Annotated in this window: 24 protein-coding genes and 1 riboswitch; of the genes, 10 read left to right on the top strand and 14 right to left on the bottom strand. The window is 30.2% G+C overall.

Annotated elements, in window-relative coordinates:
- The first annotated feature begins 92 nt into the window (after positions 1-92).
- The 3 genes from ACFSSB_RS05735 to ACFSSB_RS05725 all read left to right on the top strand — a co-directional run bounded on the left by ACFSSB_RS05735 (position 93) and on the right by ACFSSB_RS05725 (position 3,089).
- Entirely contained in the window at positions 93-1,271 is a 1,179-nt protein-coding gene (locus ACFSSB_RS05735; RefSeq protein ID WP_379901935.1) for a GlmU family protein, read from the top strand.
- A gap of 23 nt (positions 1,272-1,294) precedes the next feature.
- On the top strand, positions 1,295-2,212 hold the full coding sequence (locus ACFSSB_RS05730) for a TolB family protein (RefSeq protein ID WP_379901932.1): 918 nt from the start codon (positions 1,295-1,297) through the stop codon (positions 2,210-2,212).
- Positions 2,213-2,372: 160 nt separating this feature from the next.
- Positions 2,373-3,089, top strand: coding sequence for a lysoplasmalogenase family protein (locus tag ACFSSB_RS05725; RefSeq protein WP_379901930.1), 717 nt, complete (start codon positions 2,373-2,375; stop codon positions 3,087-3,089).
- A 10-nt stretch (positions 3,090-3,099) separates the two neighbouring features.
- On the opposite strand, the gene ACFSSB_RS05720 is transcribed toward ACFSSB_RS05725, so the two are convergent.
- The gene (locus ACFSSB_RS05720; RefSeq protein WP_379901928.1) at positions 3,100-4,683 is read right to left on the bottom strand and encodes an ABC transporter substrate-binding protein; all 1,584 of its coding nucleotides are present in this window, start codon (positions 4,681-4,683) and stop codon (positions 3,100-3,102) included.
- Positions 4,684-4,737: 54 nt separating this feature from the next.
- On the opposite strand from ACFSSB_RS05720, the gene ACFSSB_RS05715 reads away from it, so the two are divergent.
- Together ACFSSB_RS05715 and mtaB are read left to right on the top strand one after the other, a co-directional pair.
- Complete coding sequence (locus tag ACFSSB_RS05715; RefSeq protein ID WP_379901925.1) at positions 4,738-5,598, top strand: T9SS type A sorting domain-containing protein; 861 nt, start codon at positions 4,738-4,740, stop codon at positions 5,596-5,598.
- Between the two features lie 93 nt (positions 5,599-5,691).
- Entirely contained in the window at positions 5,692-7,017 is a 1,326-nt protein-coding gene (gene mtaB / locus ACFSSB_RS05710) for a tRNA (N(6)-L-threonylcarbamoyladenosine(37)-C(2))-methylthiotransferase MtaB (protein ID WP_379901923.1), read from the top strand.
- 37 nt (positions 7,018-7,054) lie between these two features.
- On the opposite strand, the gene ACFSSB_RS05705 is transcribed toward mtaB, so the two are convergent.
- Positions 7,055-7,351 (bottom strand): GNAT family N-acetyltransferase, encoded by a 297-nt coding sequence (locus ACFSSB_RS05705; protein WP_379901921.1) that lies wholly within the window; start codon positions 7,349-7,351, stop codon positions 7,055-7,057.
- Between the two features lie 117 nt (positions 7,352-7,468).
- Here ACFSSB_RS05705 and ACFSSB_RS05700 point away from each other — a divergent pair, with 117 nt between their 5' ends.
- From ACFSSB_RS05700 to cls, 3 genes are read left to right on the top strand one after another with little or no spacing between them, the layout of a single operon-like run.
- Entirely contained in the window at positions 7,469-8,131 is a 663-nt protein-coding gene (locus ACFSSB_RS05700) for an alpha/beta hydrolase (RefSeq protein WP_379901918.1), read from the top strand.
- A 56-nt stretch (positions 8,132-8,187) separates the two neighbouring features.
- Positions 8,188-9,117: a lytic transglycosylase domain-containing protein gene (locus ACFSSB_RS05695; RefSeq protein ID WP_379901916.1), complete on the top strand. Its 930-nt coding sequence runs from the start codon at positions 8,188-8,190 to the stop codon at positions 9,115-9,117.
- Positions 9,117-10,571: a cardiolipin synthase gene (gene cls / locus ACFSSB_RS05690; RefSeq protein WP_379901914.1), complete on the top strand. Its 1,455-nt coding sequence runs from the start codon at positions 9,117-9,119 to the stop codon at positions 10,569-10,571. The genes ACFSSB_RS05695 and cls overlap by 1 nt, the downstream gene beginning before the upstream one ends.
- A 1-nt stretch (position 10,572) precedes the next feature.
- On the opposite strand, the gene ACFSSB_RS05685 is transcribed toward cls, so the two are convergent.
- A complete protein-coding gene (locus tag ACFSSB_RS05685; protein WP_379901911.1) occupies positions 10,573-11,151 on the bottom strand; it encodes a DUF2892 domain-containing protein in 579 nt (192 codons plus the stop codon).
- Between the two features lie 188 nt (positions 11,152-11,339).
- Between ACFSSB_RS05685 and rpmH the strand changes: the two genes are divergently transcribed.
- Complete coding sequence (gene rpmH / locus ACFSSB_RS05680) at positions 11,340-11,501, top strand: 50S ribosomal protein L34 (protein WP_379901909.1); 162 nt, start codon at positions 11,340-11,342, stop codon at positions 11,499-11,501.
- A 100-nt stretch (positions 11,502-11,601) separates the two neighbouring features.
- Positions 11,602-14,454: a carbamoyl-phosphate synthase large subunit gene (gene carB / locus ACFSSB_RS05675; RefSeq protein WP_379901907.1), complete on the top strand. Its 2,853-nt coding sequence runs from the start codon at positions 11,602-11,604 to the stop codon at positions 14,452-14,454.
- Positions 14,455-14,512: 58 nt separating this feature from the next.
- Here the strand turns inward: carB and ACFSSB_RS05670 are convergent, their stop codons facing one another.
- The 11 genes from ACFSSB_RS05670 to ACFSSB_RS05620 form a co-directional block, all read right to left on the bottom strand.
- The gene (locus ACFSSB_RS05670) at positions 14,513-15,103 is read right to left on the bottom strand and encodes a T9SS type A sorting domain-containing protein (RefSeq protein WP_379901902.1); all 591 of its coding nucleotides are present in this window, start codon (positions 15,101-15,103) and stop codon (positions 14,513-14,515) included.
- A gap of 68 nt (positions 15,104-15,171) precedes the next feature.
- On the bottom strand, positions 15,172-15,879 hold the full coding sequence (locus ACFSSB_RS05665; protein WP_379901900.1) for a DUF3307 domain-containing protein: 708 nt from the start codon (positions 15,877-15,879) through the stop codon (positions 15,172-15,174).
- Positions 15,876-16,490: a transcriptional regulator gene (locus ACFSSB_RS05660; RefSeq protein ID WP_379901898.1), complete on the bottom strand. Its 615-nt coding sequence runs from the start codon at positions 16,488-16,490 to the stop codon at positions 15,876-15,878. The genes ACFSSB_RS05665 and ACFSSB_RS05660 overlap by 4 nt, the downstream gene beginning before the upstream one ends.
- A 190-nt stretch (positions 16,491-16,680) precedes the next feature.
- Positions 16,681-17,244, bottom strand: a complete 564-nt coding sequence (locus ACFSSB_RS05655; protein ID WP_379901896.1) for an acyl-CoA thioesterase — start codon at positions 17,242-17,244, stop codon at positions 16,681-16,683.
- A gap of 1 nt (position 17,245) precedes the next feature.
- Entirely contained in the window at positions 17,246-17,614 is a 369-nt protein-coding gene (locus tag ACFSSB_RS05650; RefSeq protein ID WP_379901894.1) for a 6-phosphogluconate dehydrogenase, read from the bottom strand.
- Between the two features lie 46 nt (positions 17,615-17,660).
- The gene (locus tag ACFSSB_RS05645) at positions 17,661-17,915 is read right to left on the bottom strand and encodes a hypothetical protein (RefSeq protein ID WP_379901892.1); all 255 of its coding nucleotides are present in this window, start codon (positions 17,913-17,915) and stop codon (positions 17,661-17,663) included.
- Entirely contained in the window at positions 17,908-19,296 is a 1,389-nt protein-coding gene (gene rmuC / locus ACFSSB_RS05640) for a DNA recombination protein RmuC (protein WP_379901890.1), read from the bottom strand. Before rmuC ends, ACFSSB_RS05645 begins: the two co-directional genes overlap by 8 nt.
- An 81-nt stretch (positions 19,297-19,377) precedes the next feature.
- Entirely contained in the window at positions 19,378-21,105 is a 1,728-nt protein-coding gene (locus ACFSSB_RS05635; protein ID WP_379901888.1) for a tetratricopeptide repeat protein, read from the bottom strand.
- A gap of 116 nt (positions 21,106-21,221) precedes the next feature.
- A complete protein-coding gene (locus tag ACFSSB_RS05630) occupies positions 21,222-22,016 on the bottom strand; it encodes an ABC transporter ATP-binding protein (protein WP_379901886.1) in 795 nt (264 codons plus the stop codon).
- A gap of 133 nt (positions 22,017-22,149) precedes the next feature.
- Complete coding sequence (locus ACFSSB_RS05625; protein WP_379901883.1) at positions 22,150-23,166, bottom strand: FecCD family ABC transporter permease; 1,017 nt, start codon at positions 23,164-23,166, stop codon at positions 22,150-22,152.
- On the bottom strand, positions 23,167-24,327 hold the full coding sequence (locus tag ACFSSB_RS05620) for an ABC transporter substrate-binding protein (protein ID WP_379901881.1): 1,161 nt from the start codon (positions 24,325-24,327) through the stop codon (positions 23,167-23,169).
- 192 nt (positions 24,328-24,519) lie between these two features.
- Positions 24,520-24,715: riboswitch (cobalamin riboswitch) on the top strand.
- The last annotated feature ends 6 nt before the right edge of the window (positions 24,716-24,721 follow it).

The raw sequence follows: 24,721 nt of genomic DNA, 5'->3' as shown, positions 1-24,721 counted from the left end.
TAATTTTTAGGCTATTTTTGGTATATCAGTAAAAATAGATTTTTGTTAAGAGTAAAGCATTTTTAACATATAACTTTTAATTTCATTTAATCATGAATTATATTCTTTTTGATGGTCCTTCACGTAACCAATTGCTTCCTTTTACATACACACGTCCTGTTGCAGATATTCGTGTTGGTATATTAACCATTAGAGAAAAATGGGAAAAACATTTAGGTTCTACAACAACTACAATTACAGAAGATTATTTATCTGAAAAATATCCTATGGTTGAAATGGAAGAGAATGTTATGATAAATGCATCTTATCTTCCAAATTCAGAATTGGTTGAAATGATAAAAGCTCTTGAAGAAAATCAAGCTATTTTTAATGATGATGAAGTTATTGCTTTTTTTACTAAAGAAGCACAAGAAGATATAGATTTAGGTACCTACCAAGCTATTGAATATAATGAGCCAGTTTTAAAAATTGAAAACACTTGGGATATTTTCTCTAAAAATGGAGCAGCCATTCAAGAAGATTTTGATTTTTTAACCAACGGAAGAAAATCTCAGCCAATACCTAGTTCTAATAATGTAATAGCAGCAGAAAATATTTTTATTGAAGAAGGAGCAAAGCTTGAATTTGCTACTTTAAACGCTAGTTCTGGTCCTATTTACATTGCTGAAGATGCAGAAATTATGGAAGGAAGTATCATTCGTGGTCCTTTTGCTTTATGTAATCATGCAACCGTTAAATTAGGAGCAAAAATTTATGGACCAACTACTGTAGGTCCGCATAGTAAAGTAGGAGGAGAAGTTAATAATTCGGTTCTTTTTGGGTATTCTAATAAAGGACATGATGGATTTTTAGGAAACTCTGTTTTAGGTGAATGGTGTAATTTAGGTGCAGATACTAATAATTCTAATCTAAAAAATAATTATGCAGAAGTAAGATTATGGAGTTATGAAACCGAAGGCTTTGCTAGAACAGGTTTGCAGTTTTGTGGACTTATGATGGGAGACCATAGTAAATGTGGTATTAATACCATGTTTAATACAGGTACAGTTGTTGGTGTTAGTGCCAATATATTTGGAAGCGGTTTTCCTAGAAACTTTGTGCCAAGTTTTTCTTGGGGAGGAAGTGGTGGATTTACCACTTACTTGACTAAAAAAGCTTTTGAAGTAGCTCAAGTTGTTATGGCTAGACGTGCTATAGATTTTACAGAACAAGATGCAGCAATTTTAGAGCATGTTTTTGAAAACACTAAAAAATGGCGTAGCAATTATTAAGTAGCTTACAATTAAAATTGGTTATGAAAAATATATTTTGGGTTTATTTTATAGTATGGATAAGCCTAGTTTTTAAAGGATTTTCGCAAAACGAAGCTATTGAAATTGTTAACTTAAAAGTGAATGATGAAAACAATCATTTTGCGGTTTCATATTTAGAAGGAAATAAAATAGTTTTTACCTCCAATTTGTTAAATAAAAGAGGAAAACAAAAGCTAATTAATGGTACACCTCAATTAACCTTATATCAAGGTGAAATTAATGAAGCACATGAAATTGTTAATGTTTCTCCATTACCATATCATGTAGATTCTTCTGTGTTTAATTTATCTGCTTCTACCTTTTATACTACAGATAAAAAATACATTGTAATTACTACTAATGTGTATAATACTGAAAGAAAAGCCAATTTATCACAGAAAGCTTCCAAATTAAAAATTGAAATTGGTGAATATGTAGAAGGTATTGGTTGGACCAATTTTAAAGTACCTTCTTTTTGTGATTCTAGATCTTCTTATGGGCATCCTGCAATTAGTCCTGACGGAAAGTATATGTATTTTGTGTCTACCATGCGAGGAACTTTAGGTGGTACAGATATTTTTAGAGTTGCAATTCATGAAAATAATACTTTTGGTACGCCTGAAAATTTAGGACTTGCTGTAAATACCAGAAAAAAAGAACTTTTTCCGTTTATAAGTAAAGATAATGTGCTTTATTTTTCATCTAATAGGCCTAAAGGAAAAGGTAAAATGGATATTTATAAAAGCCAAATTCTTGAAGATGGTACATTTGCACAAGCAGAGTTGCTAGAAGCTCCAATTAATTCAAGATTTGATGATTATAGCTATTTACTTAATGACGATTTAGAATCTGGTTATTTTTCTTCCGCTAGACTAAATGGTAAAGGAGGTGATGATTTGTATTACTTTTTTGTGAAATAAGTAAAATAAGAGGGTTTTATTTAAGGAATTAACAAAAAATAAAATTTTTTGAAAATTGTTTATTTTAACAATCTAAAATCTTTATTTTTGATTTAAGTTGCTGAAAATTAGGGAAACAAGAGTTGTGTTTGCTAATTAGCTATTATTCAAAAAACCAATCATGTTTATTTTTAAAGATAAATTCTATTTTTCAATTTTCTTTTTTTCTATTCTAATTATTGATGTTTTTTTTAAAGTAATTATTGATCTAATTCCTCTTAGAGTAGTAACTAAATCTTTAGTTGTAGGTTCTTTGTTGGTTTATTTCTGCATGCATATTAAAAATAGAACTGCTAAGGATAGTATTTTCATGATTATGGCATTATCCTTTTTTATTTTAGGAGATTTACTTTTTATTTTTAAAGATTTTATTGTCTTTTTTTTGTTAGGAATATTAAGTTTTACTATAGGTAAACTGTTTTATGTTTTTAGGTTTTCTAATCAAAATGATTTTAAATTGGTTCATTTATTTCCTGTTTTAGCCTTTTGTTTTATTTACATGTTCTTAATATTAAGTGTAATTTATGACAATTTAAAAGAATTTTTTATTCCTGTTTTAGCTTACCTATTTATAGCATTAATTGTTTTGTTATTTGCTTATTTAAGAAAATCTGAGGTAGACAAAAAGAGTTTTTTTATTGTAGGTATAGGAATTTTATTTTCTGTTATAGCAGATTCTATAGCTGTTTTAGCTAGGTTTTATAATAATGATATATTTTATAGTGCCATAACAGTAATGTTGTTTTATGGAACTTCGCAATATTTAATTGTAATGGGTATTTTAGACGAAAAAGTAATAAAACAAAACAGTGTTTTATATAATGATAACCTGTTATAAAAAGAAGGTGTTATTCTTCTTTTTTAACATGTTTTAAGTTTAATAAATTTATAGGATTTATACCTAAGTTGCTTACGTTCTTTCTTGTAAAACGTACTACTTCATCATAAAACATAACCACAACAGGTGCTTCTTGTAGCACTAAAGAATCCATTTTAGTATATAATTTTTCTCTATTTACAGCTGTTGTTTCTGTGTATGCTTGTTCATACAACGAATCAAATTGTTGCTTTTTAAAATGCGTATAATTCGGTCCGTTTGGTGCAAAATTACCACCATAATATAAAGAGAGGTAGTTTTCGGCATCAGGATAATCTGCAACCCAACTAGCTCTAAACATATCTGTTTTTCCGTTTGCTTTTGCTTCTTTTAAAGCAGAAGCAGGTACAACATCTACTTTTATTTGTAATCCTGTTTTTTTTAATTCACGTTGTATGTATTCGCAAAAACTTAAATAATTGCTAGTTGTAGTTAGCGTTATTTCTGGGGTTTTATTTCCTGTTTCGTTTATATATTGAGTCACTAAACGTTTTGCTTTTTCTGGTTGGTAATTATACCCAATATTTGCATTGTAACCAGGCAATCCTTTAGGTATAAACCCTCCATTTGCTGCTATACCAATGCCATTTCTTAGGTAGGTCATCATTTTCTTTCTATCAAAACCATAATTTACAGCTTGCCTAAGTAGTTTAGAAGATACTTCTTGCGTTTCGCTGTCCATATAAAAACCAAGATACTCTGTGTTTAAATAAGGACCACGAATCATGGTAACATCTTTGGTGTATTTGTCTCGTAGGTTTCCGGTTGCTGTTAAAATTTCGTCTTTATAAGATGCGTCTAAACCAGAAACAAAATCAATATTTCCTTGTGCAAATTGTAAAAACTCACTTTGTTTATCTGGTAAAAAAGTGATAGCTACAGCTTCTAGGTAAGGTAAGGTGTTTCCGTTGGTATCTTTTTCAAAATACAAATTGTTTTTTCTAAAAATTAGTTTAATGTTTTCTTCCCAACGTTTAAATAAAAAAGGACCAGTTCCTATTGGGTTTGCTCTAAAATCTGTACCATAATGGTTTACAATTTCTTTGGGTACTACAGAGCAATATTTCATGGTTAGTAGTCCTAAAAAAGCAGGGAAAGCCTGTTTTAGTTGTATTTTAAAAATAGTATCGTTTATAGCTTCATAGTTTGCAACTTTATTTAAAACCCAACTTCCTGAAGAAGCTACTTTTTTATCTTTTAGTCTGTTAAAGCTGTATTCAAAATCATTGGCAATAACTTTTCTAGTAGAATCTTTTCCAAAAAGTACATGTTTATGAAAAAGCACATCATCTCTTAATAAAAAAGTATAGGTAAGTGCATCTTTAGAAACAGACCAGCTTTTCGCAATACAAGGCTGTACATTTAAACTATCGTCCATTTGTACTAAACCATTAAAAAGTTGATTAACGGCCCAAATATCTGCGTTGTCTTTTGCAAAAGCAGGATCTAAAGAACCAATGTTTTTATGTTCATTATACCTAAATACATCCACCTTTTTTTTCCTATTAGAACTGCAACTACTTAAAAGTAGGAAAATTACGATGAAATATTTCATTTATTAGAAGTAATATTTATATATTTAATCAATGTTAATCTAAAATTTTATAATATGAAAAAAAATTACATTCTTTTTTTTATGATTGGTTTATTCACCTTGTCTTTAAAAGCACAAGTAATAATTACACAATCTAACGACCCTGTTTCTGTTGCAGATGGAGGTGTTGCATGTTGGAGTCAGCCACCTACAGGAACTGGAGAATACAGGGAAAATTCATTTTTGAGAGCTTATAATTTAGCAGATTATAGTATTACAGGAGATTTTGAAATTACTTCTGTAGAGTATGGTCAAGGAGCTGCAGATGATGGTAAAATAATTACTTGTAATGTTTATACAGCATCATCAGATGATTTAACTACAGCTACACTAACTTTAATAGGTAGTGCAACCCATACATCTGCTGCTGCAGACGATTTAAGCTTAGTAAGTGTAGCATTATCGGCAACAATTCCTTCAGGAACTACAGCAATTGCTTTTGAGGTTTTGGCTGGAGATAGTGGTACTAATACAGGTGAAACCTTTTTTCCTGGTATCAATACAGGAGGAGAAAATGATGATAGCTACTTAAAAGCTGTAGATTGTGGTATAACTTCACCTACAACAGCTACAAGCATTGGTTTTCCTGATAATCAATATGTAATGAATGTTGTAGGAAATTTATTGAGTGTAGAAGAATTTTCTTTAGATACTAGTGTTTCTGTTTATCCTAACCCAACAAAAAATATACTTCATCTAGATGTTTCTAATCATGTTACTATTAAAAGTATAGAATTATATAATGTTATTGGTAAGCAAGTATTAAAAACAAATAATACAACTTCTTTAGATTTAAGTAATCTAGAGTCTGGTGTTTATTTGTTAAAAGTAGCTACAGATTTAGGTAGTATAACTAAAAAAGTAATAAGAAGCTAAAACAAACATTTTTAGCCTAGATATAAAAAAGAGCGTTTTAACTAGTTAAAACGCTCTTTTTATGTAATTTTGCATCGTTTTATTATTACATTCATGGCACAAAAAAAAGTCGCATTTTATACTTTAGGTTGTAAACTTAATTTCTCTGAAACATCTACTATAGCTAGAAACTTTAAAGATGAAGGTTTTGAGCGTGTAGACTTTAAAGAAGAAGCAGATATATACGTTATTAATACTTGTTCTGTTACAGATAATGCAGATAAACGATTTAAAACTATTGTAAAACAAGCACAAAAGGTAAATCCGGATGCTTTTGTTGCTGCAGTAGGTTGTTATGCACAACTAAAACCACAAGAATTAGCAGATGTTCATGGTGTAGATTTAGTGCTTGGTGCTACCGAAAAATTTAAAATTACAGACTATATAAATGACTTGTCTAAAAATGATTTTGGTCATGTGCATTCTTGCGAAATTGAAGAAGCAGATTTTTATGTAGGTAGTTATTCTATTGGAGACAGAACTCGTGCATTTTTAAAAGTACAAGATGGTTGTGATTATAAATGTACTTATTGTACCATACCATTAGCTAGAGGTATTTCTAGAAGTGATGAGCTTTTAAACGTGTTAAAAAACGCGAAAGAAATCTCAGAAAAAGGTATAAAAGAAATTGTACTTACAGGAGTTAATATTGGTGATTATGGTAAAGGTGAGTTTGGTAATAAAAAGCACGAACATACTTTTTATGAGTTAGTTGAAGCTTTAGATAAGGTAGAAGGCATTGAGCGCTTGCGTATTTCATCTATTGAGCCTAATTTATTAAAAAACGAAACCATAGATTTTGTTTCTAAAAGCAGAATATTTGTACCTCATTTTCATATTCCTTTACAAAGCGGAAGCAATGAAATTTTAAAGTTAATGCGCAGAAGATACATGAAAGAATTGTATGTAGATCGTGTTAACAAGATAAAAGAAGTAATGCCACATGCTTGTATTGGTGTAGATGTAATTGTTGGTTTTCCTGGTGAAACCGATGAAATGTTTCTAGAAACCTATAACTTTTTAACCAACTTAGATATTTCTTATTTACACGTTTTTACCTATTCTGAAAGAGATAATACCGTTGCTGCTACTATGGAAGGAGTAGTGCCTAAAAATGTTAGAGCAAAGCGTAGTAAAATGCTTCGTGGTTTATCTGTTAAAAAACGAAGAGCTTATTATGAAAGCCAAATAGGAAGTACAAGAACGGTTCTATTTGAAAGTGAAAATAAAGAAGGATACATTCACGGTTTTACAGAAAATTATGTAAAAGTTAAAACACCATGGAATCCAGAACTAGTAAATACACTGCACGAGGTAACCCTTACTAAAATTGATGATGATGGTATAGTAAGATTTGACTTTGTTAAAACATATGCATAAAAAAAAACGAAGCTTTTGCTTCGTTTTTTTTGTTTAATTATATTCTTAAACCTACAGGTAACATACTTTTATATTGTCTGTTTTTTCTAAAAAACTTAACAATTTGAGGACAGGTAGGAACAATGCTTATGTTTCTATCTTCAATATTTTTTAATACAAGTTTTATAAATTCATTTTGAAAATCTTCGGTAAAAAGTTCTTCTGGAATATAAATCTTGGTTAAAAATATTTTTCGTTCTTGAAGAGAATATTCAATTTTTGCTAAATGGTCTTCAATTTTTAATTCAAATTGACGTAAAAAGGCATTGTCAATTAATTCAGCTGCATCAATCATAATACTGTATTTTTGTTTCAAAGGAAAATTAAGGAGTAAAAACTTTTTTCATAGTTTTGTTCTGTAAATTTACGAAAATTAATCGGTTATTTGGTGTTAATAAGAACTTAAAAACGAATGAATCAAGAGCTTATACATGTGTATTTAATGCCTGGAATGGCTGCTAATCCTTCTATTTTTGAAAATATAAAATTACCAGAAGAGCGGTTTAAAATACACTTGTTAGAGTGGGTGATTCCTTCTAAAAAAGAAACTTTAAGCGCGTATGCAAAACGCATGACGAAGCATATAGAACATGAAAATATTGTTTTATTAGGTGTTTCTTTTGGTGGTATTTTAGTGCAAGAAATGAGTAAACATATTAAACTACGTAAACTCATTGTAGTTTCTTCTGTAAAAACCATGCATGAGCTACCAAAGCGCATGAGAATTGCTAAATACACCAAAGCATATAAAATATTACCTACAAGTTTAGCGAGTAATATAGATACTTTAGCAAAATATTCTTTCGGGAAAAATATAACCAAAAGAATAGCGTTATATAAAAAATACATGTCTGTGTATGATAAGGTATATCTAGATTGGGCTATAGAGCAAGTAGTGTGCTGGCAACAAGATAAACCAATACCAGAAGCTATTCATATTCACGGAGAAAAAGATATTGTTTTTCCGCATAAATATGTTAGTGATTGTATTACTGTAAAAGGTGGTACACACATCATGATTATTAATAAATACAGGTGGTTTAACAGGAATTTACCAGAATTAATATTACAGTAAATTCTCACCATAATTATGCTATTTATTTTTTAACTTTATACAAAAAATTAGGGACTATGAAATGGATAAAAAATACGCTTGCACTTTTAGGATTATTAAGCCTTTGTGCCTTTTTTGTTTTTGCATTACAAGATGCACCAACAGATGAAAACTTTGAAAAAAAATTAATAAACGACTATAATGTTTACGCTTTACAAGTACCAAGTGATTTAGAGTTTGCAGGAGAGCAAGTGCCTTTGCATAATCCAGATATTTTAGAGCGTATGGATAGAGAATTGTTAGTAAATACCTATTGGCAATCTAATGGTTTTTTAATGTTTAAACGTGCTCGAAAATATTTTCCTATTATAGAACCTATTCTTGCAAAACATGGTGTGCCAGATGATTTTAAATACTTAGCAGTTATTGAAAGTGGTTTAACTAATGCTAAATCTCCAGCAGGTGCTAGTGGTGTTTGGCAAATAATGAAAGCTACAGGAAGAGAATATGGTCTGGAGGTAAATAGCAATGTAGATGAACGCTATAATGTAGAACTAGCAACAGAGGTTGCTTGTGAGTATTTAAAAAAATCGAAAGAAAAATTAGGCTCTTGGACGCTTGCTGCTGCTGGTTACAATGCAGGAATGGCAGGAATGGCAAGAAGATTAAAAGAACAAGACGTATCTAGTTATTATGATTTGCTTTTAGGTGAAGAAACAGGACGTTATGTTTTTAGAATAATTGCTCTAAAAGAAATTTTAAGTAATCCAGATAAATATGGGTTTAACTTTAGAGATAAAGATTTATACAGATACATACCAACTTATAAGGTTGCAGTAGATACTGTAGTAACCGATTTTTCAAGTTTTGCTAAAGGTTTTGGTATAAACTATAAAATTCTTAAAATTCATAACCCTTGGCTTCGTGAGCCTAAATTAAACAATGCTTCAAGAAAAGAATATTTTATAGATATTCCGCAACAAGGTTACTATAAAACGCAACCTTAATGCTAGATTTTATAGCGAATAATATTTGGACTATAATAATTATAGTTAATTATATATTAGCTATTTCTGCTGCTTTTATAATTTTATTTAAAAATATAAATCCATCTAAAACAATGACCTACATCATTGTTTTATTGGTTTTTCCTTTTCTTGGTATTCTGGTTTATTATCTTTTCGGACAAGAATATAGAAAGTCAAAACTATTTAACCGTAAAGATGTTTTAAATAAAAGTGTTATAAAGCAAATTAATCACGAGTTAGAATTATCTTATTTTGAAAAAAAGGAAATAGATAAAGCTTTAGACGAAAAATTAAAACTAGTTAAGTTATTATACACCAATGAATCTTCTCCTTTAACGCTACAAAACAAGGTAGAAATTTTAAAAAATGGTGATGATAAATTTAAAAGTTTAATTCACGACTTAAAACAAGCAACCAATCACATACATTTAGAATATTATATTTTTTTAGATGATATTATAGGTAATGAAGTTATAGATATTCTATGCGAAAAGGCTAAAAATGGAGTAGAAGTACGTGTTAGTATAGATGATGTTGGTAGTAAACTCTCAAGATCTGTAAAACAAAAGCTTAAAAATTCTGGAGTAGAATTATTTCCTTTTATGCCTGTTTTTTTCTCCAGATTTACAGGAAATTTAAATTATAGAAACCATAGAAAATTAGCTATAATAGATGGTTTAATAGGATATATTGGCGGAATTAATATTGCGGATAATTATTTAAATAATAACCATTCTGAAGATTTTTGGAGAGATACCCATTTAAAAATTCAAGGAGAAGCAGTAACACAATTACAAATTCATTTTTTTATGACTTGGAATTTTGTTTCCAACAGTTCTATAAAAATTACCAAAAACTATTTTCCAGAATCTAAAGTAACAACAAAAACTCCTGTACAAATTGCAGCAAGTGGGCCAGATACAGATTGGGCTAATATTATGGAAGTTATTTTTACTGCAATAATGACTGCAAATAAATATGTGTACATAACAACGCCATATTTTATTCCTAATGATGAAATTATTAGCGCTATGCAAGTAGTATCTAAAAGTGGAGTAGAAGTAAAGCTGTTAATACCTAAAGCATCCGATTCCTGGACAGCTAAACATGCAACAAACTCTTATTTACAAGATTTGTTAGAAGCAGGAGTGCAGGTTTATAGATATAAAAAAGGATTTATACACGCTAAAACCATTGTTGTAGATGGTATTTTTTCTTCTATTGGCACTTCTAATATGGATTATAGAAGTTTCAATATAAATTTTGAAATTAATGCTTTTATCTATCAAGAGTCTGTAAGTAAAACGCTAGTAGCACAATTTCAAGAAGACATAAAAAATAGTGAAGAAGTTTCTCTAAATACATGGATTAAGAGAAACTCCTTCACTAAATTAAAAGAATCGTTTTGCAGATTGTTTTCTCCGCTATTATAAATTATCTACTTCTTCTTTTTTGAGAACGCATAGATCCTCCTTGACCATAATGTTGATTAGGTGCTTGAGCACGCTTCATATTATCTTTCATCATTTTAATTTGGTCTTTAAGCATATCACGCTTATCTAATTTTTCGGCTTCCTTTAATAAAACTTGCGCCTCTTGCTTTCTTCTTTTAGAAAAAGCAATTCCTGCTAAATTTAATTTAGCCATAGCAATATCATGATCCATAGATAAACCAAGAGAAAGGGCTTTTTTAAATCGCTTTTCTGCTTCATTCATGTTAGATTGGCTCACCATAATACCTTTTAAATAGTTATAATAACCTTGCTGTTTTGTAACTAAAGCAGCCTCCGGATTTTTAATTTTATCTAACCATTTATTGGCTCCTTCAAAATCTTGCTTACGTAATTTTAAAAAAGCTAATAAAATAAATTCGTTTTTAAAGTACAGTAATATAAAGATTAAGGATAATAAAATAAACATAATTCCATTACCAATATAACCTTCTATAAACTGCCAAACAGCTACTCCCACTATGATTGCAGCAATAATTAACTTAAAATTTTTGTTGTACATTTTTTACTAAAATTTTTGGATTACAAAGAAACTAAATTTTTATGGAAAACACCACTTAATAAATTTCAAAAAAAATATTTAAATTTAGGTTTGTTAAATAAAAAAGGCTTTGTATATTTGCGCGCAGATTTGAGGAAACTCATTACTGAATAAAATATATAATAAAGAAGATTTAAAAACATAAGACAATGCCAAAAAGAACATTTCAACCATCAAAAAGAAAGAGAAGAAACAAACACGGTTTTAGAGAAAGAATGGCGTCTGCTAATGGAAGAAAAGTACTTGCACGTAGAAGAGCTAAAGGAAGAAAAAAATTGTCTGTATCAACTGAAACAAGACATAAAAGATAATGATTAACAATTGTTAATATTATAAAGGCGTTACTTAGGTGTAACGCCTTTTTTTATATCTAATAAATGTTATTTTTGCAACACACTATAATTTAATACAATGCCAAAAAACACGCAACTAAAATCTATTTTGATCATTGGCTCTGGACCAATAGTTATTGGGCAGGCCTGTGAGTTTGACTATTCAGGAACACAAGCTTTACGTTCTTTAAAAGAAGATGGTATAGAAACCATTTTAATTAATTCTAATCCTGCAACAATCATGACAGATCCTACTATGGCTGATCATGTGTACTTGTTGCCTTTAACAACAAAGTCTTTAGTTCAAATATTAAAAGAACATCCACAAATTGATGCTGTTTTACCAACAATGGGAGGACAAACTGCTTTAAACTTATGTATTGAAGCAGATGAAAAAGGAATTTGGGAAGACTTTGGTGTAGAGATAATTGGTGTAGATATTGACGCTATTAATATTACCGAAGACAGAGAAAAATTTAGAGAGCTAATGCTTAAAATTGGTGTGCCAATGGCACCTCAAGCTACAGCAACTTCTTATTTAAAAGGAAAAGAAATAGCACAAGAGTTTGGTTTTCCTTTAATTATTAGAGCCTCATTTACTTTAGGTGGTGCTGGTGCTTCTTTTGTATATAAAGAAGAAGATTTTGACGAATTATTAACTCGCGGATTAGAAATTTCTCCAATTCATGAGGTCATGATTGATAAAGCACTTATTGGATGGAAAGAGTATGAGCTAGAACTTTTACGTGATGCTAATGATAATGTAGTAATTATCTGTTCTATAGAAAATATGGATCCTATAGGTATTCATACAGGAGACTCTATTACTGTTGCTCCTGCAATGACTTTAAGCGATAAAACCTACCAAAAAATGCGTGATATGGCAATTCATATGATGCGTAGTATTGGTGATTTTGCTGGTGGTTGTAACGTGCAATTTGCTGTAAGTCCAGATGAAAATGAAGATATTATTGCTATTGAAATTAATCCTCGTGTTTCTCGTTCTTCTGCATTAGCAAGTAAAGCAACAGGATATCCTATTGCTAAAATTGCTGCAAAATTAGCTATTGGTTACCATCTAGACGAATTACAAAATCAAATTACAAAATCTACTTCTGCTTTATTTGAGCCTACTTTAGATTATGTAATTGTAAAAATACCTCGTTGGAACTTTGATAAATTTGAAGGAAGCGACAGAACTCTAGGCCTACAAATGAAATCTGTAGGTGAAGTAATGGGAATTGGTCGTTCTTTTCAAGAAGCTTTACACAAAGCAACACAATCATTAGAAATTAAACGTAATGGTTTAGGTGCTGACGGAAAAGGTTATAAAGATTACGAGCAAATTGTAAGCAAACTTAAATATGCAAGTTGGGATCGTGTTTTTGTTATTTATGATGCTATTCAAATGGGAATTCCGTTAAGTAGAATTCATGAAATAACTAAAATAGACATGTGGTTCTTAAAACAATACGAAGAACTATATATGCTTGAAAAAGAAATTTCAACCTTTACTATAGAAAGTATTCAAAAAGATTTGTTGCTAGAAGCCAAACAAAAAGGATATGGTGACAGACAAATTGCACACATGCTTAACTGTTTAGAAAGTCAAGTATATAATAAACGTGAAGAATTAGGTGTAAAAAGAATTTACAAACTAGTAGATACTTGTGCTGCTGAGTTTAAAGCAATGACACCTTATTATTATTCTACTTTTGAAAATGATATTGAAACCGCAGATGGTAAACGTTATGCAGATAATGACAGTGTAGTTTCAGATAAAAAGAAAATTATTGTTTTAGGTTCTGGTCCAAATAGAATTGGGCAAGGTATTGAGTTTGATTATTGTTGTGTGCATGGTGTTTTAGCTGCAGCAGAATGTGGTTATGAAACGATCATGATTAACTGTAATCCAGAAACCGTTTCTACAGATTTTGATATTGCAGATAAGCTATACTTTGAACCTGTTTTTTGGGAACATATTTATGATATCATTAAACATGAAAAACCAGAAGGTGTTATTGTACAACTTGGTGGACAAACAGCTTTAAAATTAGCTGAAAAATTAACCAAATACGGAATTAAAATACTAGGAACTAGTTTTGAAGCTTTAGATTTAGCAGAAGACAGAGGGTTATTTTCTAACCTATTAAAAGAAAATAATATTCCTTATCCAAAATTTGATATTGCAACAACAGCAGATGAAGCAGCTGCTATTGCAGACGTTTTAGATTTTCCTATCTTGGTAAGACCTTCTTATGTATTAGGAGGACAAGGTATGAAGATTGTTATTAATAAAGCAGAACTAGAAAAACATGTTGTTGATTTATTAAGAAGAATGCCAGGAAACCAACTATTACTAGATCATTATTTAGATGGAGCAATAGAAGCAGAAGCAGATGCTATTTGTGATGGTGAAAACGTGTACATTATTGGTGTAATGGAGCATATTGAGCCTTGCGGAATTCACTCTGGAGATAGTAACGCTACTTTACCTCCTTTTAATTTAGGTGAATTTGTGATGCAACAAATTAAAGACCATACCAAAAAAATTGCTTTAGCTCTAAATACTGTAGGTTTAATAAACATTCAGTTTGCAATAAAAGATGATATTGTATACATTATTGAAGCAAATCCAAGAGCTTCACGTACTGTACCATTTATATCAAAAGCTTATGGTGAACCTTACGTAAACTATGCAACCAAAGTAATGTTAGGAGAAAAGAAGATTACAGATTTTGATTTTAAACCTAATCTTAAAGGGTATGCTATTAAACAACCTGTTTTCTCTTTTAATAAATTCCATAATGTAAATAAACAACTTGGTCCTGAAATGAAAAGTACAGGAGAAAGTATTCTATTTATAGATAGTTTAAAAGAAGACGAATTTTATAATTTATATTCTAGACGTAAAATGTATTTGAGTAAATAATAATTTACTCAGTACTTTTTTAAAAGCTTATAAAAGCATCAGTATTTTTCTGATGCTTTTATTGTTTTATAAACTTTTTGGTTTGTGCGTTATCTCCAGAAATTACTCTAATAATATAAAAACCACTTTGCCATGAAGAAACGTTTATAGCTGTGTTTCTTGTGGTGTTTAGTGATTTTATAAGCATACGTTTGCCTATAACATTATACACTTCTATTTCGGCTGGATTAGAGTTGTTTGGTAGCTGTATAACTATATTTGAGGTTGCTGGGTTTGGTGTTATAGAAAAGGTCTTAAACGCTTCCTCTTCAGTGCTAGCTGTAAGGTCTACTGTTATAGTTCCAGACATACTTGCTGCACCATGAATACCACAAAAATAATCATTGGTACCAATTACGGTAAAAGTATAAGAAAAGGTTTGGCCTAATCCTGTTAAAGTACCACTGTTAAAAACTTCTACAGCACTTGAAACTACATTTTCTACAGTATGCGGACTTGTGTCTGTCCATGTCCAACGTACAGTGTCGCCAAGTTCAATAGTTAAATCTGCATTTCCTGTAATATTTCTTTCCCAATCTAAATCATGCGTAGTTTGTGCATATAAGCTACAGGTAATAAAAAAAACGAGTAATAGTATATTTTTTTTCATAGCAACTTTATTTAAAAATTCCTACTTAATATATAAAAAAATAACGAGTTAACCTACTGTTTTTCAGGTTATTGCATTAAAAACAAGTAAAGTAAACCAGTAATTATAGCTATACCAAAGCTAATTAGTGTACCAATTAGTATGTATTCGGTAAGTTTTCGGTGTTTAGATTCTTTTAAATCTCCAAATCTAAAAACAGATTTTGCTGTAATTAAAAATCCTACAGCTTCCCAATGGTTGGCAATTATAAAAATAAAGACTAAAATACGTTCTAAAATACCAATGTATTTTCCTGCATCTTCTAATGATTCTGTGCCTTTGGTAAGTTTAGAAATATCCCATTTTATAAAAATAGTTTTCATTATTATAGAAACGGGTTGTGTTAAAAAGGCCAAACAGGTAATTAATAATATATTTTGTTCGGTAAAAAGCGATTTAAAATCTATTGTGGTATTTGTAAATATATAGTAGGTACTAAAAATTACAGCAATATGTAATACCTGATCTAAAAAGAAAAGTAAACGTCTTGTTTTATTTTTTTGAATAATTAGTTTGGTTGCATCAATTATAAGGTGTGTAATGCCAATAATTGCTATAATTGGCCATTTTGATACATCCCAAAGTAGGATACCAAGTAAAATAACATGAATGAGTACATGTAGATATAGTTTTGTAGATTTTAGTTTTTTAGTTTCCTTATCTCTAACCCATTTATATGGTTGTAAAAAGAAATCACCAATTAAGTGCGCTAGTAAAAGTTTAATAAGTAGTATCATGTTAAGCTGCTTATTTTATGTATATACATGTTATTTAATGCTAGTATTTCATCTAAATTAGCACGTTTTAAACGTTTACTAATAGCATTTTGGTTAGTACCAATTTTTTTTGCTAAATCTTCTTGTAATGCTTTAGGGTTTTCTAAGGTTAATTTAACAATTTCTGCTGAGTTAACGGTCCAATGATCCATGCTAATTAACGCTAGCTTAAAATATAGGTTTAACTCTTTGTTAAGTATTGGTGACTTTGTTTTTATTTTAAGGTTTTGTTTTTCTTTTTTTAAGGTTTCAAAAGTTTCTCCAGAGTATATAAATGCTTCACCATTAGATTCTGTTACGTCTTTACCTTGGTAGGTTTTTTCGCCAATACCAATGGCTAGTCTTACATCTAAGCCTTTTATTATTTTAATGGCTGCTTTTATGTAAATAGCAGCTTCAAAACTTTTGGTTGCGTCTTTAATTTCTATTTGAAAACTATCTCCACGATAGATTTCCCAAAGCGAATTATCTTTTTCTAAATACGATAATGCATTTTTTAAATGGCTAAGCCAAACCTCAGGATTTGTCTGTGCTCGAGATTTAATAATGTCTCCTGTTATAATACTAGTCATTTGATTTATTTTTTTATCACTTTTATGTGTGATAACTTTAAATATCATGTAAAAAAGTGATATTTGTTTTTATCGCTTTATTACGTGATAATCAAATATATTCCTTTTTTATGGAATAATCAAATTTATTCCTTATTTATGGAATAATTTAAAATATTCCTTTATTACGGAATATTGTTTAAAAACAAAATTAACTATCTAAATTATCTGGTAAATCAATTTTAACACGATGGTTTTTTAAATCGTTTAAATAGTTTTCTAAAGAAAAGTCTACATGATTAAATTCTTCTTTTCTAGCTCTATGATTTTCGTTTCTATTTATTGCTTTTAAAAAACGAACAACTTCTTTTTTGTCATTAAGTATTAAACCAGGAACAGTTACAGATTTGCCATCGTCATCTTTAGCAACCATTGTAAAATAAGAAGAGTTACAATGTTTGGTTTCTCCTGTTCTAATGTTTTCTGCTTCTACACGAATACCAACAACCATAGATGTTCTACCAACATAATTAACAGAGGCTTTCATGGTTACTAAATCTCCAATATCTATAGGATTTAAAAAATCTACTGTATTAACAGAAGCTGTAACACAATAGGTTTCTGAGTGTTTTGAGCCGCAAGCAAATGCAATTTCATCCATTAAACTTAAAATATATCCACCATGAATTTTACCTCCAAAATTAGAATGTGATGGTTGCATAAGTAGTGAAATACTTATACGTGAGGAATCTGCTGTTTTAAATTTAAGTTTCATACTAGTATCTGTTATAATTTCTTGTGGTGTCTTCTTCTACGTTTGTAATAAAATATTGGGTATCTCCTAACCAAAAAAGGGTTTTGTAACGTTCAAAATAGCTTAGTTTTACAAATTTACCTTGTAAACGATTTAGGTCTTTAATAACTTGTTCTTCTTTATCTTGTACAGAAAATTTAAAAAATTGCGATTCAGAAACCCCTTGACTTATTTCTCCTTCCCAAGTTTTAAACAAAACTCCTTTACTACTAAATTTAACTAATTCTCCAGCTCTAACGCCTTCGCTATAGGTTGCAAAATAGATAAAACAGAAATAAGCCACAAAAAGTAATGCAATGGTAAGGAATGCTTTTGTTAAAAATTTAATCATAATATTTATATGTTAATTGTAGGTTGTTTCCGTTTTAATATAGAATTTAATTTTTGTTTTTTTCTTTAATGCCATTTTCCGTTTCTACTCTATAATAAAGTCCTATAAACGAAAATATAATTCCTAATAAAAAAGTTAGGACACCAATAAATATATCAAAATCGGGTTTATTTATAATGCTATACTCTGAAAAGAATAAACCTATGCTAAAACTAATTAAAGCAGCGCCAATACATAGCATTCTAAAATAACGCAAACGTAAAAACCATTGGTATATCCAGTCTATTTTTTGTTTATTCATTATCTTCAATAGCTCTTTTAATAATGCTTTCTGGTAATGATTTTTTAGCTTTTGCTCCTAACTTTTTAATTTTTTCTACGCTAGTAATTAAGTTTCCTCTTCCTTCTACTAATTTATTCATAGCAGCAGAATAGTCTTTTTTAGCATCATCAATTTTTTTGCCAACTCCTGTTAGGTCTTTAACTAAACCTTCAAATTTGTCATATAAAGCACCTGCTTGTCTAGCAATTTCAATAGCGTTTTGTTGTTGTTTTTCGTTATTCCACATACTATCTACTGTTCTTAGCGTAGCTAGTAGCGTAGAAGGTGTAACAATAACTATGTTTTTTTCAAAAGCTTTATTATAAAGTAAATTATCGGCATTAATAGCAACTGCAAAAGCAGGTTCAATTGGTATAAAAAGCAAAACAAAGTCAGGACTTTCTATATCATATAGGTCTTCGTATTTTTTATCAGAAAGCTGATCTACATGTCTTCTAATAGAGTTGATATGTGCTTTTAAAAAAGTTTCACGTTCTTCATCTTCTGCATTTACATAACGTTCATAATCTGTTAAAGACACCTTACTGTCAATAATCATTTTTTTATTGTTTGGTAAGTGCAACACAATATCAGGAAGCACACGTGAACCATCTTCTCTAGTAAAGTTTTGTTGTACAAAATATTCTCTGTCTTTTTCTAATCCAGACTTTTCAAGTACACGTTCTAGTACCAATTCGCCCCAATTACCTTGCATTTTACTGTCTCCTTTTAATGCTCTGGTTAGGTTGGTAGCTTCTTTTGTCATTTGTTGGTTTAGGTCTTTTAAACCTAATAATTGCTCTTTTAAAGCAGAATGCATACTGATGCTTTCTTTTTGAGTATCGTCTACTTTTTTCTCAAAAGTTTGAATTTTTTCTTGTAACGGATTTAATATTTGTTTGATGTTTTCTTTATTCTGAAGGGTGAATTTTTCAGATTTTGCATCTAGTATTTTATTGGCTAAGTTTTCAAAATCTGTACGAAGCTGTTTTTGGCGTTCTTCTAATTCTTCGTCTCTTTTTAAATTTAGTTTTTGAAGGTTTTCATATTCTGAGTTTCTTCGTGCTAATTCGGTATTTAAAAAATCTTTTTCACGACGAATTTCTTCACGTTCGCTTTCAATTTTAGAAATTACGTCTCTTAATTCGGATAGTTTCGCTTCAAAATTTTGATTTTGTTTTTGGTTTTCGGTTTCCGAAAATTGTTTAAAATCGTTGAACTGCTGTTGTAAGTTATTATTGCGTTCTTCTAAAGTACTTTTTTCGCTTTTACTTTTTAATTTGGTGAAGAGCATGCCTAAATAAGCACCAATAGTTGCAGCAATGATAATGGCTAGAATGAGAATGATGTTGTCGGTCATTAAAAATAGAAGTTTATCCAAAGATAAATTTTTATTCAGAAATAAAATGAAGGATTGAAAAATGATTTGCCAATTGGTTGTTTATAAAATAGAAGTAGTAATTTCAATATCTGCATCCTTCCAAGCAGTATCAAACTCTTGCTTTATTTTGTTTGCTTCATCCTGTTTTCCTTGGGCTTTTAAGCTTTTGTATAAACCCATTAATGACCAACCATTTTGTCTTAAATCTTTTAAATCTTCTTTAAAAACTTGTTCTGCTTCTTTATATTTTTTCGCATGAAGTAATACAGCTCCCAAATTTTGTCTTGGCGGAATATACCATGCAGATGGTTCGTTGTAAATTAAATGATCTTCCATTTCTACAGCGCTTTCTAGATGTGTAATAGCAGAATCATGGTTTCCTTTTAAGGCTTCTAATTCGCCAGCAACGACTTGAAATGCCAATTTAGAAATAGTAGTACCATTATCAAAACCTGTAGCCACTATGGTTTCCATTTCTGGATCTTTAATAAAACTAGCAATAGCGTCTAGTTCTTCTTGTGCCTCTTTAATATTGTTTTTTCTAATAAAAGCTATCCCACGCGCATAATGCCAAATCATTTTTAAATGTTTGATGTCATCATTTGGTTTTGGAATGGTTAGAATTTCATTCCATTTTCCAAATCGTGTATAGGCAAGTAGTGGCGTTGCAGCAAAATTTTGTAAAAAAGGAAGTTCTTTTAATTCTCCTGTCGGAACTTTTTCTGCTGTTTTTTTAGCGGCATCTATAGCAATTTCACTGTTTCCTAAAAGGGTTGCTGCCGACCATAAAAAATGTATGTTATGCGGATAATACCCTAAAGGATACATGCCTTGAGATAAACATTGTGAAATATAATCTTCATCTGCTAAAATGGCTTTTTGGTTAGATTCTACAGCATCTTTATATCTACCAACACGTATATAAATATGAGACGGCATATGTACAATATGTCCGGCAGCAGGCATTAATGACGCGAGTTTTTCTGCACTTGGAATTGCCAAATCTGGTTTTGGTAATTCTACCATATGAATATAATAATGGTGTGCTCCAGGGTTATTGGCATCTAATACCATGGCTTTCTCTAGCGCTATTTTTGCTTTATCAATATTTGGGGAAGGGTTACCATCTTTGTCCCAATAACTCCATGGAACCGTATTCATAACCGACGCAGCAAATAAAGTATTAATATTGGTGTCTTCGGGATATTTTTCAACAAGTTTAGTCATAGCTTGCATATATGCAAGGTTTAATTCAGGAGTATCTGCAGTTAAATCTTTAGAATATCGATGGGTTAATGCTTCTATGATGGCTTGTTCCTTTTTAGTTGCGTTGGTTGCTAACTGTTTCGCTTTTTCTATTGCTTCGTTGTATTTGTTTTTACGATCATCGTCTGGAAAAGGATCATTAATATTAGGGCCTAGTACGTAAGCTTGTCCCCAAAAAGCCATCGCTAAGTTTGGGTCTAATCTAGACGCTTCCATAAAAGAGCGATGTGCTTCTGCATGATTAAAAGCGTATGTTAGTCGTAAACCTTGATTGAAAAACTGTTGTGCCAATTGGTTTTTTGTACTGACTTTGTAGGTATGGTTTCCAAGATTTTCAAATAGTGGAGAAATTTGTTTGGTGCTGTCTATTTCTTCTAATAAAAACGTTGCAGGTGTGCATGAAATCACATTCATGCCATATTTTTTAGAATAGTCGATTTCTTCTTCTTTATGGAATAGAAATAAAGACATTAAAGTCAATGTGAGAAGTGAAAATAATAATAGATTTAATTTCGTTTTCATGTTTTCTATAATTTAGAATGTCATAAAATTAATACGATAAATTTAACTAGATAGGTTTAAATGCTTGAAAATGAGCGATATAAATATAGTGAATTTATATGGTAATTTTGATGGAATTATTTTTTTACTCTAAAACTTCCGGTAGTTGCATCGAAGCTAATCAAGTCTTTAGGAAATAAAGTATTAAAAGTTCCTTGTTGAATTAAATGACAAGGCGAATCTGAAACCACTTCTTTGTTGGTCATTACAACCATAGTGTCACACAATTGAATGGCTAAGTCTATTTCATGCGAAGAAAAAAGAATGGTTTTACCTGTTTCTTTTACTATTTTTTGAAGCAATTTTAAAATGTATGCTTTGTGGTACATGTCTAAATGTGTGGTTGGCTCATCTAGAATAATTAAATCGGTGTCTTGTGCCAAAGCACGTGCAATCATTACTTTTTGTAATTGACCATCACTAAGTTCAAAACATTTTTTGTGTTTTAAATCTTCAATATTGGTTTGCTTAATGGCTTTGTTAACAATAGCAATATCTGTTTCAGATAAATTACCAACCCAATTGGTGTAAGGTTGTCTTCCTAGTGCAATAAGCTCAAAAACAGATAGATTTTTAGACGCAATAGTTTCGGTTAAAACCAAACTCATACTTCTTGCTAAGTCTAAATTAGTATAATTTTCTAAAGGTTTTTGGTTTAAAAGAATGGTTCCAGACAGTTTAGCTTGTACCTGAGTTACTGTGCGTAATAGGGTAGATTTACCAATACCATTTGCACCAACTAAACTAATCAGTTCTCCTTTTTTTAATGTAATATTTATGTTTTCAGCAATTGTAATTGCTTCTTTTTTAGAAGTGTATCCTATTGCTAGGTTTTCGGTTTTAAGGATGATATGTTGGTTGGTTTCTGACAATACTTTTTTCTAATTTGTTTAACTAATATAATTCCTTTTTACTGAATTTTGACGTTTCCGACTGTGTTACAATTCCTAATTTATTTTATTATAAGCTTGATTTTTTTAAATCAACAAATAGCATTTTTTTATACTAAAACACCATCTTTCTTTTTCTAACCAATAACCAAATGACCACAGGAGCTCCAATTAAAGAAGTTATTGCGTTAATAGGTAACGTATAATCACTAGTTGGTAATTGTGCAATGCAATCGCAAATAAGCATGACAATAGCGCCAAATAAAAATACTGCTGGTACTAATATTTTATGGTTAGAAGTATTGAAAATCTGTCTAGTTACATGCGGAATTGCTAAACCTATAAAAGCAATTGGTCCTGCAAAAGCGGTTATGGTTCCTGCTAATAAACTAGTTGCTAAAATAATTATTAATCTACTTTGCTTAATATTTAATCCTAGACTTTTTGCATAGTTTTCACCTAGTAATAAGGTGTTTAATCCTTTAATAGAAACAATACTTAAAAGGATACCAAAACAATAAATAATAAAGAAAATAGCAAGTTCGCTCCAAGAGAGGTTTCCTAAACTACCAAATCCCCAAAAAATGTATTGTTGTAATTGTTCGGCAGAACTAAAATAGGAGAGTACACTTACCACAGCAGCAGTAATGCTTCCAAACATTAAACCAATAATTAATATAGCCATAGTATCTCTAACACGAGACGATACAATTAATACAGCCAATAAAACCAAGAAACTACCTAAGCTTGCCGCAATAACTATGGTCCATTTAGAAATTAATAAAGCCGATAATACACCACCAAAAATTCCTGCACCTAAAATTACTAAAGCAACACCTAAACTTGCTCCAGAAGTAATACCAAGAACAAAAGGTCCTGCTAAAGGGTTTCTAAAAAGGGTTTGCATTAATAATCCTGAAATTCCTAATCCAGAACCTACTAAAATAGCAGTAAATGCCTTTGGTAGCCTGTAATTTTGAATAATATAATTGTCTGTGGTACCAATTAAACTTTCAAAAATAGTTTTAAAAGGAATAGATACAGAACCTAAGCTAATGTTAGCAAAAAAGCAGCATAGTAATACAAGTATTAATATTACAAAAGGTGTTTTATATGTATTGGTTTTAGACAATTATTTTAAGGCTTTAAAAAAGTAAGGTGTATAGTTTTGTAATAATTTTGGATGGCAAATTTTAATGACATCTTTTAATACTAAATCTGGTCTTGCTGTACCAAGTTCATAATATAAAACACCTCCAGTTTTACCTGTTGTGTTTGCAAAAGAATAAATGTTCTTGTTTGTAAAAGCATCAAATTTGGTGTAATGTTGATTGGCTTTTTCTAGCGCATTTAAACTGTTGTAATATGATGGACTTAACCATAAATCGGCATCTTTAGCTTTATCAAAAACAGCTTCAAAGCTTAAGGCTAAACTACCAGTTCCTGAAGTTTCACTCCATAAATAGTTTACGTTGGCATCTTTTAATATTTGTGCTTCTGGGCTTGTACCATTTGGTAAATACCATACGTCTTTATGCATAGCACCACTTAAAACCGTTGGCTGTTTTTTTACTTTCGATGCAATTTTTTTAGCTTCTAGGTAATCTTTTTCAATTTGGTTAAAAATAGCATCTGCTTCTTTTCCTTTGTTGTAAAGTACACCAAAAAACTTAATCCATTCTGCTTTTGCTAAAGGCGTTTTTTCTACCCAATCTCCATTATAAATTACAGGAATACCAGATTTTTTAATAGTTTCAAAGGTTTTGTTGTTTCCGTCAATACCAAAACCAATAACTACATCTGGTTGTAATTGTAGTAAAACTTCGGTGTTTATACCTTCGTTTTTTCCTAGTTCTCTAATTTCTTGATGATCTATTCTAGCTCTTGTTTTTTCTGAAGAAACATAATCTGTACCAGGAAAACCTATTAAAGTTTCTTCTGCATTTAAAAGTTCTAAAGCAGGAATGTGTGTGGTAGAGGTAACTACTATTTTTTCAATAGGAATAGTAATGATGCCATCAAATTCCTCTTTATTTAAAGTGATTTTTGATGCTATATTTTTAGGTACTAATGCATATTTATATTCTTTTTCTGCTTTAGGCCAAGGATTTTTAATGTTTAATATTTTAAAGTTTTCGTTATGCGTAATGGTAAAACCTTCGGCATATTTAAAAGCTGTATTTACAACATCTTGTTTGCTTATTTCAGGAATAGTTTTTACTTCCTTTTTACAAGAAATAAAGAATAGTATACTACAAAATAGAAGGGAAGTAAAAGTTTTGTTTTGTAACATTTGTGGCATTTAAACAGATTAAAATCGTGTAAATTTATATAAAATTTTAGTCATGAGAGACGGTTCAAATGTAACAATATATATAGTAGGTGGAATTATAATCTTTCATTTTTTAATTGGTTTTATATTTCTCATTTATAAAATGAATAAGAAAAAGTAGCCATAAATTAGCTTGCATTTAAAAAAGAAACTACTTTTGCAGAGAATTTTGGTTTGATTTTGCAATGATGCAAAGTCAATTAAAAGGGAATCTAGTTAAAGTCTAGAACTGTTCCCGCAACTGTAAGCTATAAAGCTTCATGTTATACTTCAAGTCACTGGAAATAATTTCTGGGAAGACCAACATGAAGACGCAAGTCAGGAGACCTGCCAATTTCAACATTCAATAAATCTT

This window comes from Lacinutrix gracilariae (assembly GCF_042684485.1).
Taxonomy (GTDB): Bacteria; Bacteroidota; Bacteroidia; order Flavobacteriales; family Flavobacteriaceae; genus Oceanihabitans; species Oceanihabitans gracilariae.
The sequence above is the reverse complement of the archived record's forward strand: the minus strand, read 5'-3'. Positions and strand labels throughout refer to the sequence as shown.